The sequence below is a fragment of the Dickeya oryzae genome (assembly GCF_020406815.2).
Classification (GTDB): domain Bacteria; phylum Pseudomonadota; class Gammaproteobacteria; order Enterobacterales; family Enterobacteriaceae; genus Dickeya; species Dickeya oryzae.
The window spans coordinates 4,715,389-4,732,705 of sequence record NZ_CP162670.1 but is presented as its reverse complement, the minus strand read 5'-3'; the positions used below and the strand labels follow the sequence as shown (position 1 = coordinate 4,732,705).

Genomic DNA, 17,317 nt, shown 5'->3' with positions numbered 1-17,317 from the left:
AACCAATGTCAGAGGTGGATACCCCGTTTCCGGTTTATCCACCTCTCGGTACTCACACAACCTATCTTGCTAAGTGCAAATTAATACAGCGCTTTATCACTGCTGTCTTTCACCTGGCTTTTCCAGGCAGCGCGAATTTGCGCAACCACTTCATTCGGCAGGGTCGCGTAGTCCAGTGCTTTCGCCTGTGCGCCACCTTTGTTGTAAGCCCAGTCAAAGAACTTCAGCACTTCTTTGCCCTGCTCAGGTTTATCCTGCTTCTTGTACATCAGGATGAACGTGGTGGTGGTAATCGGCCACGCGTTGTCGCCTTTCTGGTTGGTCAGGTCCTGCGCAAAAGACTTGCTCCAGTCAGCGCCTTTAGCCGCGTTGCTGAAAGACACTTCCGTCGGGGTGACCGCTTTGCCATCAGCAGAAATCAGTTTGGTGTAGGTCAGGTTATTCTGTTTGGCGTAAGCGTACTCAACGTAGCCGATAGACCCCGGCAGACGCTGAACAAACGCAGCGATACCGTCGTTACCTTTACCACCCAGACCGGTCGGCCAGTTAACGGTATTGCCCGCACCAATCTTCTCTTTCCACTCGCTGTTCACTTTCGCCAGATAGCTAGTGAACACGTAGGACGTCCCAGAACCGTCGGCACGACGTACCACAGCGATATCCTGATCCGGCAGTTTCACGCCCGGGTTCAGTTTGGCGATGGCTTCGTCATTCCATTTTTTGATCTTACCCAGGTAGATGTCGCCCAGCGTTTTACCGTCCAGCGTCAGTTCACCGGATTTCACGCCCGGCAGGTTCACCGCCAGTACCACACCGCCGATAACGGTCGGGAACTGAATCAAACCTTCCTGGGTCAGTTTGGCATCTTCCAGCGGGGCATCTGACGCACCGAAATCAACGGTTTTAGCCAGAATCTGCTTCACGCCACCAGAAGAACCGATACCCTGATAGTTAACCTTGTTACCGGTTTCTTTTTCGTAAGAGTCAGCCCACTTTGTGTAAACCGGGGCAGGGAAAGTGCCACCAGCACCGGTAATATTTGCTGCGGCAAACGCAGAAACCGCCGTCAGAGAAAAACTTGCTGCAACAATACTGGCAATAGTGGTACGCATGAGTTTCATAATCCCTCCTGTGGGATACCTAAACGTGTAGACCCGGAGCTATTGTTTAATCAGAGTGTAGTTTGCTGGTGGAGAAAATAGGTCAATTCAGTGACAGTAAAATGTACGCAACATGACAGTTATGTGACACACGAGTCAGATTCAGCGAATCATACGGGGGTAGCGCTCAATAAAAGCAGGTCGGCGCAACATTAATACACATTGATAATTAAGGAAAAATAACACATTAGCGCATTTATCACCCTCTGCGTCCACGCTCTTTTTCCAGCATTCCCCGAAACCAGAAAATGACGCCGAGTCACAAACAAGAACAGCACACCACACGTAATCGTTGTGTTATCTGCCTTCAGTTTACGCCGCCTGTATCACCGATTTATGTCATCGCCTGATTTTTGTTTCTTCCCGGTCTCGATCTCACTGTCGATAAAAAAACCTGTTCTATACTCAGATATATAATTGAAAAAAAACGCTCTCACGTCAGGACTCCACTCTCCTACAGGATGTTTTCACGCTTTTATCACCGAACCTAATAGTCGCGTTTTTCTGTTCTGGCACCAGGAAACAATGCACTGATTTTATTTATATTTACAGGAACAGTGACAATGAAAAAATATAACGCCGACGAGCAGCGCGTCGCGAAAATCAATGAGTATCATTTGCTTGACTTAGGCTTACAGCAATCGTTTCAAAACCAGGTCATTTTATTTACACGAATACTGAATTTTCCCGCTGCCTTTATTTCGATTATCGACCAGGATAAGCAGTGGCTGATTTTCAGCGAAGGTATCAATATTGAATGCACCGACCGGGATCTGGCGTTTTGCAACACGGTGATTGCCAGCGCTACCACCGTGTTTGTGCCAGATACCTTGACGAATAACCTGTTTTGCCAACATCCATTAGTCACCGGAGCCCCGCATATCCGCAGCTACTTTGGTATTCCTCTGGTGCTCGACGAGGTTGTCGTCGGCTCGCTGGCCGCCATTGACTATCAGCCGCGCATCCTTGATGAGGCGACGCGCGAAACCGCCGCTTTCGTTGCCAGCACTACCGAATTCCTGTTTAAGTTGCAGAATGCACGGTTACATCAGGAGCAGGAAATCCAACTGCTGAATAACTCATCCGTGGTGCTCGTCAACTGGCAGCAGGACAATATGCTGCACATTTCCTATATCTCGCCCAACGCGCAGCATGTGCTGGGTGTCAGCAAAGAAGAAATCCGCCACCACTGCGCGATGATGGAAAGCTATGTCCACCCAGATGATTACGAGAATCTGTTATTTGCACTGGATAACCACAAAAAAGGGGTGGCCAATCTGGAATGCGAATACCGCTTTTTGTCGCCGGGGGGAAAAACCTTGTGGATTCGACAGCTTTCCACCGCCAATTACCACCACAACGGCAAACTGAGCCATGTACAGGCATTGCTGATCGATAACTCTCACCAGAAATACCTGCAAAAACTGCTGGTGGATACCAATAACCAGATGCGACTGGTGCTGGAGTCATCCAGCCTTGGCACCTGGGACTGGGATTTAGGACGGCACACCATCCGCGTTAATAAACAATGGTGTGAAATGATGGGGATCACACAAGACCAGTTCGACTCCTCACTGGATTACTGGCAGCAATTAATGCATCCACTGGACCGGGAAAACATGGTACGCGCGGCGGAAGCCTGCGCCACCGGCCAGACGACGCTAATCAATGAACAATACCGGATGCGCCATAGTAAAGGCGATTGGGTATGGATTGAAACCTACGGCAAGGTGGTGGAATACAACGAAAAAGGCAAACCGATTCGGGTTGCCGGTACCCATCGTGATATCACGGAAAAGAAAAACAAAGAATTGCAGGAAGAGGCGGATAAACGCCTGCTGGAATTGATTAACCGCGCGCAAAAGATCTTTCTGGAAAAAACGGATATTCAGGAGGCCTGCATGTCCATCTTTGACGACCTGCTCTCTATTTCGGCGTCAGAGTTTGGTTTCATCGGCCAGGTCAGAGAGCATGAGAATAAGAAAGTGCTGCACATCGTCGCGATTTCCAATGTCAGTTGGAACGGCGACAGCAAAAATTCTTATGACACGTTCCTGCAAAACAAATTGCAGTTCACCAGCCTGGATAACCTGTTCGGGCATGTGGTAACCACCGGCAAACCGCTGATTACCAACTCACCGCGCGCGCACTCTGCCTCACGCGGCGTGCCGAAAGGCCATCCCATCCTGCGTCAATTTATGGGCTTACCCATTTATTTTCGTAATGAAGTGGTCGGCATGATCGGATTGGGTAACCGCTTTGATGGCTACAATGAACAGCAATTACGCTTTCTCAGCCCGTTCGTGGATACACTGGGCTCACTGTTCTACGCGCTTGAAACCCAGCGCGCCAGAGAAGAGCTGGAAGCCAAACTGCTGGAAATGGCGAATACAGACCCGCTGACCGGTATCCACAACCGACGCGCCTACATTCTGGAAGCAGAGAAGTGCTACCGTAATCACGAGAAAAACACCGCGCTGGCGATTATCGATATCGACTTCTTCAAAAAGGTTAACGATCAATACGGTCACCACGTCGGTGATGTGGCGATCTGTCGCCTGGCAGAAATCATTACCAGTAAACTACGTACTGATGACTTTGTTGCCCGGTTGGGGGGTGAAGAATTCGGCCTGATTATGCATCACGCCAATCCCGATAATGTGGATGCCATTATGAACGGCATCCGTATCGAGGTGGAAAATACCCTGTTCACCGTCGACGGTTATTCTTTCCATTTTACTATCAGTATCGGTGCCACCTTTATCAAGCACCGCCATGTTCAAAACCTAAAAGACAACTTTGAAAGCGATATGAAACGGGCCGATGATGCCCTATACGAAGCGAAAAACGCAGGCCGCAATCGGGTGGTGTGGAAATAAAAGGTATTGATTGAGTCGTCGTACTTTCATTCTAAAATACAATGAAAAAAGCCCTGAGATAGAACCCCAAGGCTTTTGATATATGTTTTTCGGGTCAAGATTAAATACTATCTACCCTTTTACTCCACCGTCACCGATTTCGCCAGGTTGCGCGGCTGGTCTACGTCGGTGCCTTTAATTAAGGCAACATGGTAAGACAGCAGTTGCAACGGCACGGTATAGAAGATCGGTGCAATCACTTCTTCTACGTGCGGCAACTGGATAATCTTCATCATGTCGCTATCGGAGGTGAATCCAGCCTGTTCATCAGCAAACACGTAAAGTTCGCCGCCACGTGCACGCACTTCCTCAATGTTGGATTTCAGTTTTTCCAACAGGTCGTTGTTGGGTGCGACCACGACGACTGGCATATCGGCATCGATCAATGCCAGCGGCCCGTGTTTCAGCTCACCTGCGGCATAAGCTTCCGCATGGATGTAGGAAATCTCCTTGAGTTTGAGCGCCCCTTCCATCGCAATCGGATACTGGTCGCCGCGGCCCAGGAACAATGCGTGATGTTTATCGGAGAAACCTTCCGCCAGCGATTCGATCAGCTTATCTTGCGACAGCATCTGTTCGATACGCGCCGGTAATGCCTGCAATGCATGCACGATATCCTGCTCAATACGGGCTTCCATACCACGCAGGCGACCAATGCGCGCCACCAGCATCAGCAACACCGTCAATTGTGTCGTGAATGCCTTGGTGGATGCCACACCGATTTCGGTACCAGCACGGGTCATCAGCGCCAGATCCGATTCACGCACCAGCGACGAACCCGCTACGTTACAAATCGCCAGCGACCCCAGATACCCCAGTTCTTTCGACAAACGCAATGCCGCCAATGTATCGGCTGTTTCACCGGATTGGGACAGGGTAATCATCAGGCTATTGGGGCGAACCGCCGGTTTGCGATAGCGGAATTCTGAAGCGATTTCCACATCACACGGAATCCCCGCCAGCGACTCAAACCAGTAACGCGACACCATGCCAGAGTTATAAGACGTACCGCAGGCAATAATCTGAATATGCTGAACCTGTGCCAGCAGCGTATCCGCTTGCGGGCCTAACTCGGACAAGTTGATCTCGCCATGACTAAAACGCCCTTCCAGGGTGTTTTTGATAGCCATCGGCTGCTCGTAGATCTCTTTTTGCATGTAGTGACGGTACGCGCCTTTGTCGCCGGCATCGTACTGTACTTTTGATTCAATTTCTTCGCGCTCAACGTCCTGCCCCTGGCGGTTGACGATGCGCACGGTACGACGCGTGACTTCGGCGATGTCACCTTCTTCCAGGAAGATGAAGCGACGGGTTACCGGCAGCAATGCCAGCTGGTCGGAAGCAATAAAGTTTTCACCGACACCACGGCCAATCACCAACGGGCTACCAGAGCGTGCAGCAACCAGTACGCTGGGGTCACGGCTATCCATCAGGACCATGCCATACGCACCGCGCAGTTGTGGGATCACGCGTTGTACGATATCCAGCAACGAACCACCGTTCTGCTGCTGTTCCCAGTGCACCAGATGTGCCACCACTTCCGTATCCGTTTCGGAAACAAAATGATAGCCACGGGATACCAGTAACTCGCGCAGCGGCTCATGGTTTTCAATGATACCGTTGTGCACCACAATAATGTCGCCAGACACATGCGGGTGAGCGTTCTGCTCAGACGGTTCACCGTGGGTCGCCCAACGGGTGTGGGCAATGCCGGTTCCGCCCAACAGCGGATGCTCTTCCGCCGCCTGAGCCAGCACCTGCACTTTGCCCAGACGACGCAGGCGGGACACCGTCCCTTCACTATTCACCACCGCCAGACCGGCAGAGTCATAACCACGGTACTCGAGGCGGCGTAGCCCCTCCAGCAGGATCTCAGCAATATCTCGTTGCGCAACAGCGCCTACAATTCCACACATCGGTTGTATTCCTATAAACGTGACATATTGTGTCACCACGATGTCTTTAGACCTGATTGTTCCGGTTTTTTCCGGGTTCCCCGAGCCTTGTAGAGAGTGGGGATTTTTATGTTTTGACCTGAATTCCCCCAGGGAACACAGGGCAAAACCGTCTTATATCAAGACGTATTCTCCCTCGGATCGGTACGCCTTATACGCCTGCGCAGAAAACCGAATCCAAGGGAGTAAGACTCTTATGTTTTCTTCACCGGGCGTATCCAACCGCTGATATGGGTTTGCTTAACACGGCTAATAACCAGCTCATTTTCCCCCACCTCACGGGTGACGGTAGTCCCAGCCCCAATAGTCGCGCCATTAGCCACCTTAACAGGCGCTATCAGCTGGCTATCCGAGCCGACAAACACATCATCGCCAATCACCGTCTGGTGCTTGTTTGCGCCATCGTAGTTACAGGTAATCACACCCGCGCCAATATTCACACCAGAGCCAATGTCCGCATCGCCAAGGTACGTCAGATGACCGGCTTTCGACCCTTTGCCAAGACGCGCTTTTTTCAATTCGACGAAATTGCCGACATGCGCTTCTTCTTCCAGCACCGCACCGGGACGCAGGCGGGCGAACGGCCCAACAGTACAGCGCGCTTGCAACACCGCATTTTCCACTACAGTGTACGGGCTGAGTTCGCAATCATCACCGATCTCACTGTTTTTGATTACACAGCCCGCGCCAATTTTCACCCGATTACCCAGCGTCACCCGGCCTTCCAGAATGACGTTGGTGTCGATAGTCACATCACGCCCGTGTACCAGTTCGCCACGTAAATCAAAACGGGCCGGATCCAGCAGCATGACCCCCGCCAGCAACAACTGCTCCGCCTGTTCGCGCTGGTAAGTGCGCTCCAGCGTTGCCAGTTGCAGACGGTTATTGATGCCTTCCACTTCACTCAGACGCGACGGTTGTACCGCCACCACCCGCTGCCCTTCCTGCGACGCCATGGCGATAATATCGGTAAGATAATATTCACCCTGTACATTGTGATTATTGAGCTGGCTTAACCAACGCTTCAAATCACGGCCGCCGGCCACCAAAATACCGGTGTTGATTTCCGTAATGGTACGCTGCTGTTCGGTGGCGTCTTTATGTTCCACAATCCCCACCACGTCGCCGTTCTCGCGCACAATACGGCCATAACCGGTAGGGTCAACCAGATTGACGGTCAGCAAGCCAATACCGCCTTGCGGTTTGGCGGCGGCCAGGCGCTGCAACGTGGCAGGAGAGATCAGCGGCACATCGCCGTACAGAATCAGAATGTCTTCGTTATCGTCAAACCCATCGGCCGCTTGTTGCACCGCATGGCCCGTTCCCAACTGCTCGGCTTGCAATACCCAATTCAGCGATGTTTCCGTCAGCGTTTCGCGAATCAGGTCCGCACCGTGTCCGTAAACCAGATGAATACACCGGGCACCAACCCCCTTCGCCGCATCGATCACATGCTGAACAATCGGTTTACCCGCCAGAGGGTGAAGCACTTTGGGAAGATCGGAATACATGCGGGTTCCCTTGCCGGCGGCAAGGATAACCACGCTCATTGCACTGTTTGACATAGGCATCCTGACTAAAAACTGAATGGTGTCCGATTGAGTACGGACGAACGAAAGTAAACCCGTTATTACACAGGATTACTACATATTTTTCAGCGAAAAATACGTCACAACGCCTACTCCAGGCTGAAAAAACGTATTAACGTGAGTTTACTCAACCCGGCAGGATTCAGGTAACGCGAAACGTTCCCACCCTCAGCATCTCCTGCAATAACCAGAGTATATACACGGAATAACAGCGAGCGATCGTTTCATCGAACCGGGACACATACGACAAAATGAAACTAATTGTTTCATTAAGTGAATTTCATCGCTCAGTTTGTGAGGCAACAAAAGAAACAGCGTTTCATTTTTTGAGATAATGCGCCGCTCAAAACAAATAATGATGGGGAAAATATGAAATACGCTACTTCGGGGTTACTCTCTGTCGCCTTTAATTCGCTTTTACTTCTGGGTTCCCACACCGCCTTTGCCACCACTCAGGATGCCGTACCAGTGTGGCACAGCATCGCGTTTGGTCAGTCTACTGATGTGAACTTCGCCACCAACGTATTGCCGGGAAAAGTCGGCGTTAACGACGTTATTATCAACGGTAAAAAGCTGACCGTTAATGATAAAGCCAGTCTGGCTTCTCCGGTTACTATCGAAAGTCGGGGCGGGAAAATCGCCAACACCCATGACGGCCTGACCTTTTTCTATACGCAATTGCCTGCCAATGTGAATTTCATATTGCAATCTGACGTCACCGTCGACCAGTTCGGCCCGGAAAACGACGCCAAACCCAATGCCCAGGAAGGGGCCGGTCTGTTAGTTCGCGATATCCCTGGCGTCCCCCGTCAGGAACCATTGAAAGAAGGGTACGAAGAGTTTCCAGCGGCATCGAACATGGTGATGAACGCCATCATGACGCAGGACAAAAAATCGAAAACCGATGTGAAAATGCAGCTTATTAGCCGCGATGGCGTGACACAACCCTGGGGTAATACCAACGCAGAAATTACCCGTACCAGTTATCAGGAAAAAATTAACCTGGAGCAGACCCCGACATTTCGTCTGAAACTGGAACGCACCAACGATGGCTTCATCACCGCTTATGCGCCCAAAGGCAGCGATCAGTGGGTCAGTAAAACCATAAAAGGGGCGGATCTCGTTACTCAACAAGACAAAAGCCACTACTACGTGGGATTCTTCGCCTCCCGTAATGCGAAAATAACCATCAGTAACGCCAGTCTGACCACCAGCCCGGCGAATACTAAACCTTCCGCGCCGTTCAAAGCAGAAACCACTGCTCCACTGCTGCAAGTAGCATCGTCTTCGCTTTCCACCAGCGACACCTATCCGGTACAGGCGCGGGTGAATTACAACGGAACGATCGAAGTATTCCAAAACGGCAAATCGTTGGGTAAACCGCAACATGTTCGCGCCGGGGATTATTTCTCTCTGACAACCAGGCTGACGCAGCCAAAATCAGAGTTCAAGCTGGTCTACATTCCTGAAGAAGGTGAAGACAAAACCGCAAAAGACACGTCGTTCAGCGTAGAAAAAATCACGCTGGCCGACGCCAAAAATCTGTATGTCTCCCCGGAAGGTAAAGCTGGCAACAACGGCAGCAAAAACGCACCACTGGATATTAAAACGGCCATTAATGCGTTACCTGCTGGCGGCACAGTATGGCTGATGGATGGCGATTACAGCGCGACCGTTATCCCGGTCAGTGCCAGCGGTAACGCCAGAGGCATTAAAACGCTGATGCCAGCAGACAAAAAAGCGGTTTTCCACGGCCTGCAACTCAACGCCAGCCACTGGAAAATCAAAGGGATCGAAATTACCGAGAAGAGTTTCCGCATTGAAGGCAGCCACAACCAGATTGAACGGGTACTGGCACACCACTGCGATAATACCGGTATTCAGGTTTCATCCAGCGATAACGTGGGTCGTCCGTTATGGGCCAGTTATAACCTGATCCTGAATTCAGAATCCCACAGTAATCAGGACCCGAGTAAAAAAGACGCCGATGGTTTCGCAATAAAAATGCGGGTTGGCGAGGGTAACGTCATTCGCGGTGCCTTCTCCCATGACAACGTTGATGACGGCTTCGACCTGTTCAACAAAATTGAGGATGGCCCGAATGGCGCAGTATTGATCGAGAACTCCGTCTCGCTCAACAACACCAGCAATGGCTTCAAGCTGGGTGGTGAAGGCCAGCCTGTCGCGCATCAGGTGAAAAATAGCATAGCTATCGGTAACCACATGGATGGTTTTAGCGACAACTTCAACCCCGGCGCACTGCAGGTCACCAATAATATCGCGCTGGATAACGTGCGCTTTAACTTTATCTTCCGGCCAAATCCTTACTATAGCCCTGAAAAACAAGGTATTTTAAAAAACAATATCTCACTGCGCACCCACCCTGGCAAATATGATGACGCCGTCGTCGGCAGGGTAGATGCCAGCAACTATTTCATCAAAAATAACCATTCGCTCAACAGCGAAGGAAAAGAGATCACGACGGCGAATTATACATCCGTCGCAATACCGGCGGTATTCAGCCGTGATGAAAAAGGCAATTTGCAGTTGGGTGATTTTCTGAAAAAGAAATAACGCCGAACGGGTGAAAACAGAGAGGCGGGGCCTTCCCATCCGTCTTTCTGTCTTTTTTTCCAGCCATAAAAAAAGCCAGCTTGAATCAGCTGGCTTTTTTACATCTGCATGATAGTTACATCAGCATCTGTTACATCGCTTTTTTGGTCAGCTCAATGACGCGCAGTTTGGCGATGGCTTTTGCCAAATCAGCAGAGGCTTGAGCATAATCCACATCACCGTGTGAATTGCGAATATGCTCTTCGGCTCTGCGTTTCGCTTCCAGCGCACGCGCTTCATCAAGATCCTGCCCACGAATGGCGGTATCGGACAGCACGGTCACCATATTCGGTTGTACCTCAAGGATACCGCCGGACAGGTAGATATACTCTTCTTCGCCGTGCTGTTTAACAATGCGCACCATACCAGGCTTAATGGCCGTGAGCAGGGGGGCGTGGCCAGGATAGATTCCCAGTTCGCCTTCGCTACCGGTCACCTGGATCTTCTGCACCAGACCGGAAAACATTGCCTGTTCCGCACTAACGACATCCAGATGGTAAGTCATAGCAGCCATATCACCCTCCTATCAAGGCGTTACAGTTTCTTGGCTTTTTCCACTACTTCATCAATGGAACCAACCATGTAGAACGCCTGTTCCGGCAGGTGGTCGTATTCGCCTTCCATAATGCCTTTGAAGCCACGGATGGTGTCTTTCAGAGACACGTATTTACCCGGAGAACCGGTAAATACTTCAGCTACGAAGAACGGCTGAGACAGGAAGCGCTGGATCTTACGTGCACGGGATACAACCAGCTTGTCTTCTTCAGACAGCTCGTCCATACCCAGAATCGCGATGATATCCTTCAGTTCCTGATAACGCTGCAGAATAGACTGCACGCCACGCGCCACATCGTAGTGCTCCTGACCCACGATCAGTGGATCCAACTGACGGCTGGTGGAATCCAGCGGGTCAACGGCCGGGTAGATACCCAGAGAGGCGATCTGGCGACTCAGTGTTACTGTCGAGTCCAGGTGCGCAAAGGTGGTTGCTGGTGACGGGTCAGTCAAGTCATCCGCAGGCACGTAAACGGCCTGGATAGACGTGATAGAACCAGTCTTGGTGGAGGTAATACGCTCCTGCAACACACCCATTTCTTCTGCCAGCGTCGGCTGGTAGCCTACCGCGGACGGCATACGACCCAGCAGTGCGGATACTTCCGTCCCCGCCAGGGTATAACGGTAGATGTTATCCACGAACAGCAGAACGTCACGACCTTCGTCACGGAATTTTTCCGCCATGGTTAGACCGGTCAGCGCCACACGCAGACGGCTACCCGGCGGCTCGTTCATCTGGCCATACACCAGCGATACCTTGTCGATAACGTTGGAGTCGGTCATTTCGTGGTAGAAGTCGTTACCTTCACGGGTACGCTCACCCACACCCGCAAACACGGAGTAACCGGAGTGCTCAATCGCGATGTTACGAATAAGCTCCATCATGTTTACGGTTTTACCTACACCCGCACCACCGAACAGACCAACTTTACCGCCTTTTGCGAACGGACAAATCAGGTCGATAACCTTGATACCGGTTTCCAGCAGTTCCTGAGAGTTGGACAGCTCTTCGTACGTCGGGGCTGCGCGGTGAATCGCCCAGCGCTCTTCTTCGCCAATCGGTCCTTTCATGTCGACCGGCTGACCCAGTACGTTCATGATACGACCCAGCGTCGCTTTACCAACCGGGACTTCGATCGGGTGCGCCAGGCTGGTGACGTTCAAACCACGGCGCAGGCCGTCGGAAGAACCCATTGCAATACAACGAACCAGGCCGCCACCTAACTGCTGCTGCACTTCCAGCACCAATTTCTCAGCCCCGTTCTCTACCTCAAGCGCTTCGTACACATTCGGTACGGCATCCTGAGGGAACTCGACGTCCACCACGGCGCCGATTACCTGGATAATCTTTCCAGTAGCCATCTTGAATCCTCTACGTAATTCGACAATACGTAATTCGTAAAACCTGATTTAAACCGCGGAGGCTCCCGATACGATTTCGGTGAGTTCCTGAGTGATGCTTGCCTGACGAGCCTTGTTGTAAACCAACTGCAGCTCTTTGATCAGGTTGCCGCCGTTATCTGTTGCGGCTTTCATCGCTACCATTCGCGCGGCCTGTTCACTGGCCAGGTTTTCTACGACGCCCTGATAAACCTGAGACTCCACATAGCGGCGCAACAGGGTATCCAGTAGCGACTTAGGATCGGGTTCATACAGGTAATCCCAGGATTTCTTCGTCAGCTCGCCTTCTTCTGCCGGGGGCAATGGCAGCAGCTGAACAACTTGTGGAACCTGAGACATGGTATTGATGAACTTGTTGCTCACCACGTACAGTTTATCCAGACGACCTTCGTCGTAGGCCTGCAGCATGACTTTCACCGGCCCGATCAGTTCGGACAACGAAGGGTTATCCCCCATGCCGGTAACCTGAGCAACAATGTTTGCGCCTACAGAACCGAAGAAAGAAACACCTTTGGAACCAATCATCGCCAGATCAACCTCGGCGCCTTTTTCGTTCCAGGCTTTCATATCACCCAGCAGCTTCTTGAACAGGTTAATGTTCAGGCCGCCGCACAGGCCACGGTCGGTAGACACCACCAGATACCCGACACGCTTAACGTCACGCTCTTCCAGGTACGGGTGTTTATATTCCAGATTCCCTAACGCAAGGTGACCAATCACTTTGCGTATGGTTTCCGCATAAGGACGGCTGGCCGCCATACGATCCTGCGATTTACGCATTTTGGAAGCGGCGACCATTTCCATCGCTTTGGTGATCTTCTGCGTGTTCTGGACGCTTCCGATCTTACTACGTATCTCTTTTGCGCCGGCCATCTTAGCTTCTCCTCAATGCCTAGCGGCCTGCCGTTAAGGCAGGCCACGGGGCGTTACCAGGACTGGGTTGCCTTAAAGGTATCGAGGATGCCTTTGAATTTACCCTCGATCTCATCGTTATAAGCACCAGTCTGGTCGATCTGCTGCAGAAGCTCGCCGTGCTCACGGCTGGCGTAAGCCAGCAGTGCGGCTTCGAAGCTGCCGACTTTCGCCAGTTCAACGTCTTCCAGATAACCACGTTCTGCCGCGAACAGCACCAGAGACTGCTGCGCAACAGACATCGGCGCATACTGTTTCTGTTTCAGCAACTCGGTCACTTTCTGACCGTGGCTCAGCTGTTTACGGGTTGCATCGTCCAGATCAGAGGCAAACTGGGAGAATGCTGCCAGTTCGCGGTACTGTGCCAGCGCGGTACGAATACCACCGGACAGTTTCTTCATGATCTTGGTCTGTGCAGCACCACCCACACGGGATACGGAAATCCCTGGGTTAACCGCCGGACGAATACCAGAGTTGAACAGGTTGGATTCCAGGAAGATCTGACCATCGGTAATCGAGATAACGTTGGTCGGAACGAACGCGGATACGTCGCCAGCCTGCGTTTCGATGATCGGCAGAGCAGTCAAAGAACCGGTTTGTCCTTTCACTTCACCTTTAGTGAAGGCTTCCACGTACTCGGCGTTAACACGCGCAGCACGTTCCAGCAGACGGGAGTGCAGGTAGAATACGTCACCCGGATACGCTTCACGACCAGGCGGACGACGAAGCAACAGGGAAATCTGACGATAAGCGACAGCCTGTTTAGACAGGTCATCATAAATGATCAGCGCATCTTCACCGCGGTCACGGAAGTATTCACCCATGGCGCAACCGGCATACGGTGCCAGGTATTGCAACGCAGCAGATTCAGACGCTGTTGCCACCACAACGATAGTGTTGGCCAACGCACCGTGCTCTTCCAGTTTACGCACCACGTTAGCAATGGTGGACGCTTTCTGGCCGATAGCGACATAAATACATTTGATGCCGGAATCACGCTGGTTGATGATGGCATCAATCGCCAGCGCGGTTTTACCGGTCTGACGGTCGCCGATGATAAGCTCACGCTGACCACGACCGATTGGAATCATGGCGTCCACAGACTTGTAACCGGTCTGAACCGGCTGATCAACGGACTGGCGATCGATAACACCCGGCGCAATGGTTTCTACGGCAGAGAAGCCATCATGTTCCAGCGGGCCTTTACCGTCGATGGGCGCACCCAGCGTGTTGACCACACGGCCTAACAGGCCACGGCCAACCGGCACTTCCAGAATACGGCCGGTGCATTTAACCTTCATGCCTTCAGCCAGATCCGCGTACGGACCCATAACTACCGCACCAACGGAGTCGCGCTCCAGGTTCAGTGCGATCGCGTAACGGTTGCCCGGCAGGGAAATCATTTCACCCTGCATCACGTCAGCCAGACCGTGTACGCGAATGATCCCGTCACTAACGGAAACAATTGTACCTTCGTTATGAGCTTCGCTCACAACGTTGAACTGAGCAATCCGCTGCTTGATCAGTTCACTGATTTCGGTGGAATTCAGTTGCATGCTCCAGTCCCCTTAAGACTGCAAGACGTCTGCCAGACGTTCCAGACGACCGCGAATACTGCCGTCTATCACCATATCGCCCGCGCGAATGATCACGCCGGCCATAACAGACTTATCAATTTTGCAATTCAGCTTCACTTTACGTGACAGACGTTGTTCCATTGCAGCAGTTATCCCTGACAACTGCTGCTCGCTCAACGTGGCGGCGGAAATAACCTCGACATCCACGGTCGATTCCAGCTCCGCACGCAATTGAACAAACTGTTCCAGTACCTCAGGCAGCACTGGCAAACGTCCGTTTTCAGCCATCACCCGGATCAGGTTCTGGCCCGCTTCATCCAGTTGTTCACCACACACGGTAATGAATGTCTGCGCCATGGTCTGGGGAGCGATAGCTCCAGCCAGCATGCCGGCAATATGTTCATTACGCGCAACTTCGGCAGCGAACGCCAGCATCTGCTGCCAGCGATCAAGCACCTGGTGTTCAACGGCAAAGTCAAAAGCTGCTTTGGCGTAGGGGCGAGCTACCGTGACAAATTCAGACATCGGCCCCTCCCTCCTTACAGTTCAGCGACCAGTTTATCAACGATGTCGCTGTTGGCAGCTTCATCCACGGAACGTTCAATAATTTTCTCGGCACCGGCAATAGCCAGAATGGCAACCTGCTTACGCAACTCTTCACGGGCACGTTTGCGTTCGGCTTCGATTTCAGCCTGCGCCTGCGCCACGATTTTGTTGCGTTCCGCTTCCGCTTCCACTTTAGCTTCGTCCAGAATCAAAGCACGCTGTTTGTTTGCCTGCTCGATGATCACCTGAGCTTCCGCTTTGGCTTTCTTCAGTTGGTCGGTCGCATTGGCCTGCGCTAAGTTCAGATCTTTTTTGGCACGTTCAGCAGAAGCAAGACCGTCAGCAATTTCTTTCTGACGCTTTTCGATGGCTGCCATAATCGGCGGCCATACATACTTCATGCAGAACCAGACAAACAGGACGAACGCAATGGCCTGGCCGAGGATTGTTGCGTTAAGATTCACAGCACAATGCCTCTTTCATGAGTTAAATGAGTCGATGTCTTTAACCTGACAAGCTTACGCCTGCTTAGGCCACCGCAAACATCACGTACAGACCCAGACCTACCGCGATCATCGGGATAGCATCCACCAGACCCATAACGATAAAGAACTGTGTACGCAGCAGAGGGATCAGGTCAGGCTGGCGGGCAGCACCTTCCAAGAACTTACCACCCAGAATGCCGATACCGATTGCAGCACCGATTGCCGCCAGGCCCATCATCACAGCGGCAGCCATGTACAGCAGATCCATACTCAGGTTTTCCATGACAGTCTCCAGTTTGTTTCAGTTAAAACGTTTGTAGTGTTGTGAAAAATTAATGCTCTTCAGATGCCATCGAAAGATAAACAACCGTCAGAACCATAAAGATAAAAGCCTGCAGCGTGATAATCAGAATGTGGAAAATGGCCCAAGGCACATTCAGAATCCACTGTGACCACCACGGCAACAAGCCTGCAATAAGGATGAAAATCAACTCACCCGCATACATGTTTCCAAACAGTCGCAAACCAAGAGATACCGGTTTGGACAGCAAGCTCACCCCTTCAAGAATCAGGTTGATGGGAATAAACACAGGGTGATTGAACGGCTGCATGGTCAGTTCTTTAACGAAACCGCCCACACCTTTCATCTTGATGCTGTAGAACAGAATCAGAATGAATACGCCCAGCGCCATGGACAGCGTAACGTTTACGTCAGCGGAAGGTACCACACGCAGATAAGCATGGGCAGGGTCATGACCGAGAGCGCTATAGATATGGGCCCAGATTTGCGGTAACAAATCGATAGGCAACAAATCCATCAGGTTCATAAGGAAGACCCAAACGAAAACGGTCAACGCCAATGGTGCGATAAGTTTGCTCTTCCCGTGGAACATGTCGCGAACACTGCCATCGACAAATCCCACAACCAGTTCGACCGCCGTTTGAAGTTTACCCGGTACGCCACTGGTCGCGGTCCTGGCAACCTTATGGAAGATAGCCAGAAAGAGTACGCCGAGGACCACGGAGAAAAACATCGAGTCGACGTTAATCGACCAGAATCCCGAGCCCACCTGCAAATGGGTCAGGTGGTGACCGATATACTCTTGCGGAGTAGATGCAGACATGATGTCTCTTACCCTTTTGTTGTTAACTACGGTAACGGTTAATTACAGTCGGTGCCACGATCTGCGTGATCAGCACCACTAAGTACGTCAGGCCAAGCGGAAAAAAAGCCGCATGAAACACACCTAACGCCACCACCAATAGCACGATGGTGAAGAGCATTTTCAGCGCTTCTCCAACGGCAAACGACCAGGCTACCCGACCTTCCGGTGGCTTGTCTGCCTGATGCCGTACGGCAAACAGTATAAACACCATGCTCGGCAGCCAGGCTGCCAACCCTCCAGCCAGTGCGGAAGCACCCGCTCTAAAGCCACCCGCGCAAAACGCAGCACCGGCAACAAAAATCACCGCCAACTGCAATAACAGCGATAACCGGGCGAGTTTCCCACTGTAAAGGGATACAGGCATGATGATTCTCCGTACCTTTTCAGAGGCATGCTGAATGACCGTATAAAACTGCCTTTGCAGTACCGAGTCAAGCAGC

14 protein-coding genes are annotated in these 17,317 nt (G+C 51.7%); 2 read left to right on the top strand and 12 right to left on the bottom strand.

The window, feature by feature from the left end:
• Positions 1-80: 80 nt before the first annotated feature.
• Entirely contained in the window at positions 81-1,121 is a 1,041-nt protein-coding gene (gene pstS / locus LF929_RS20840; RefSeq protein ID WP_038906123.1) for a phosphate ABC transporter substrate-binding protein PstS, read from the bottom strand.
• Between the two features lie 602 nt (positions 1,122-1,723).
• Here pstS and LF929_RS20835 point away from each other — a divergent pair.
• Positions 1,724-4,039, top strand: a complete 2,316-nt coding sequence (locus tag LF929_RS20835) for a diguanylate cyclase (protein WP_210176875.1) — start codon at positions 1,724-1,726, stop codon at positions 4,037-4,039.
• Between the two features lie 119 nt (positions 4,040-4,158).
• Here LF929_RS20835 and glmS read toward each other — a convergent pair whose 3' ends face one another.
• Complete coding sequence (gene glmS, locus LF929_RS20830) at positions 4,159-5,994, bottom strand: glutamine--fructose-6-phosphate transaminase (isomerizing) (protein WP_226092772.1); 1,836 nt, start codon at positions 5,992-5,994, stop codon at positions 4,159-4,161.
• Positions 5,995-6,227: 233 nt separating this feature from the next.
• Positions 6,228-7,598 (bottom strand): bifunctional UDP-N-acetylglucosamine diphosphorylase/glucosamine-1-phosphate N-acetyltransferase GlmU, encoded by a 1,371-nt coding sequence (glmU, locus tag LF929_RS20825; protein ID WP_226092771.1) that lies wholly within the window; start codon positions 7,596-7,598, stop codon positions 6,228-6,230.
• A gap of 393 nt (positions 7,599-7,991) precedes the next feature.
• Here glmU and pelX point away from each other — a divergent pair, with 393 nt between their 5' ends.
• Positions 7,992-10,196 carry a pectate disaccharide-lyase PelX gene (gene pelX / locus LF929_RS20820; protein WP_226092770.1) on the top strand — a complete coding sequence of 735 codons (2,205 nt, stop codon included), beginning with the start codon at positions 7,992-7,994 and terminating at the stop codon, positions 10,194-10,196.
• A 130-nt stretch (positions 10,197-10,326) separates the two neighbouring features.
• On the opposite strand, the gene LF929_RS20815 is transcribed toward pelX, so the two are convergent.
• The 9 genes from LF929_RS20815 to atpI form a co-directional block, all read right to left on the bottom strand.
• Positions 10,327-10,740 carry a F0F1 ATP synthase subunit epsilon gene (locus LF929_RS20815; RefSeq protein ID WP_026357867.1) on the bottom strand — a complete coding sequence of 138 codons (414 nt, stop codon included), beginning with the start codon at positions 10,738-10,740 and terminating at the stop codon, positions 10,327-10,329.
• A gap of 29 nt (positions 10,741-10,769) precedes the next feature.
• Positions 10,770-12,152 (bottom strand): F0F1 ATP synthase subunit beta, encoded by a 1,383-nt coding sequence (atpD, locus tag LF929_RS20810; protein ID WP_038906104.1) that lies wholly within the window; start codon positions 12,150-12,152, stop codon positions 10,770-10,772.
• Between the two features lie 48 nt (positions 12,153-12,200).
• Positions 12,201-13,064 (bottom strand): F0F1 ATP synthase subunit gamma, encoded by an 864-nt coding sequence (gene atpG, locus LF929_RS20805; protein ID WP_016941652.1) that lies wholly within the window; start codon positions 13,062-13,064, stop codon positions 12,201-12,203.
• Positions 13,065-13,117: 53 nt separating this feature from the next.
• Positions 13,118-14,659, bottom strand: coding sequence for a F0F1 ATP synthase subunit alpha (gene atpA, locus LF929_RS20800; RefSeq protein ID WP_016941653.1), 1,542 nt, complete (start codon positions 14,657-14,659; stop codon positions 13,118-13,120).
• Between the two features lie 12 nt (positions 14,660-14,671).
• Positions 14,672-15,205: a F0F1 ATP synthase subunit delta gene (gene atpH, locus LF929_RS20795; RefSeq protein WP_226092769.1), complete on the bottom strand. Its 534-nt coding sequence runs from the start codon at positions 15,203-15,205 to the stop codon at positions 14,672-14,674.
• A 14-nt stretch (positions 15,206-15,219) separates the two neighbouring features.
• On the bottom strand, positions 15,220-15,690 hold the full coding sequence (gene atpF / locus LF929_RS20790; protein ID WP_012886748.1) for a F0F1 ATP synthase subunit B: 471 nt from the start codon (positions 15,688-15,690) through the stop codon (positions 15,220-15,222).
• A 64-nt stretch (positions 15,691-15,754) separates the two neighbouring features.
• A complete protein-coding gene (atpE, locus tag LF929_RS20785; RefSeq protein WP_004093904.1) occupies positions 15,755-15,994 on the bottom strand; it encodes a F0F1 ATP synthase subunit C in 240 nt (79 codons plus the stop codon).
• A 49-nt stretch (positions 15,995-16,043) separates the two neighbouring features.
• Complete coding sequence (gene atpB, locus LF929_RS20780; RefSeq protein ID WP_016941654.1) at positions 16,044-16,835, bottom strand: F0F1 ATP synthase subunit A; 792 nt, start codon at positions 16,833-16,835, stop codon at positions 16,044-16,046.
• Positions 16,836-16,857: 22 nt separating this feature from the next.
• Positions 16,858-17,241, bottom strand: a complete 384-nt coding sequence (gene atpI, locus LF929_RS20775; RefSeq protein ID WP_038909390.1) for a F0F1 ATP synthase subunit I — start codon at positions 17,239-17,241, stop codon at positions 16,858-16,860.
• Positions 17,242-17,317 lie beyond the last annotated feature (76 nt).

Excerpts from the sequence above, each read along its gene's own strand:
- LF929_RS20815 (WP_026357867.1), bottom strand. The coding sequence starts at position 10,740 with ATGACTTACCATCTGGATGTCGTTAGTGCGGAACAGGCAATGTTTTCC.
- atpI (WP_038909390.1), bottom strand. The coding sequence starts at position 17,241 with ATGCCTGTATCCCTTTACAGTGGGAAACTCGCCCGGTTATCGCTGTTA.
- LF929_RS20835 (WP_210176875.1), top strand. The coding sequence starts at position 1,724 with ATGAAAAAATATAACGCCGACGAGCAGCGCGTCGCGAAAATCAATGAG.
- atpA (WP_016941653.1), bottom strand. The coding sequence starts at position 14,659 with ATGCAACTGAATTCCACCGAAATCAGTGAACTGATCAAGCAGCGGATT.
- pstS (WP_038906123.1), bottom strand. The coding sequence starts at position 1,121 with ATGAAACTCATGCGTACCACTATTGCCAGTATTGTTGCAGCAAGTTTT.
- atpB (WP_016941654.1), bottom strand. The coding sequence starts at position 16,835 with ATGTCTGCATCTACTCCGCAAGAGTATATCGGTCACCACCTGACCCAT.
- atpH (WP_226092769.1), bottom strand. The coding sequence starts at position 15,205 with ATGTCTGAATTTGTCACGGTAGCTCGCCCCTACGCCAAAGCAGCTTTT.
- atpG (WP_016941652.1), bottom strand. The coding sequence starts at position 13,064 with ATGGCCGGCGCAAAAGAGATACGTAGTAAGATCGGAAGCGTCCAGAAC.
- glmS (WP_226092772.1), bottom strand. The coding sequence starts at position 5,994 with ATGTGTGGAATTGTAGGCGCTGTTGCGCAACGAGATATTGCTGAGATC.
- pelX (WP_226092770.1), top strand. The coding sequence starts at position 7,992 with ATGAAATACGCTACTTCGGGGTTACTCTCTGTCGCCTTTAATTCGCTT.
- glmU (WP_226092771.1), bottom strand. The coding sequence starts at position 7,598 with ATGTCAAACAGTGCAATGAGCGTGGTTATCCTTGCCGCCGGCAAGGGA.
- atpD (WP_038906104.1), bottom strand. The coding sequence starts at position 12,152 with ATGGCTACTGGAAAGATTATCCAGGTAATCGGCGCCGTGGTGGACGTC.
- atpE (WP_004093904.1), bottom strand. The coding sequence starts at position 15,994 with ATGGAAAACCTGAGTATGGATCTGCTGTACATGGCTGCCGCTGTGATG.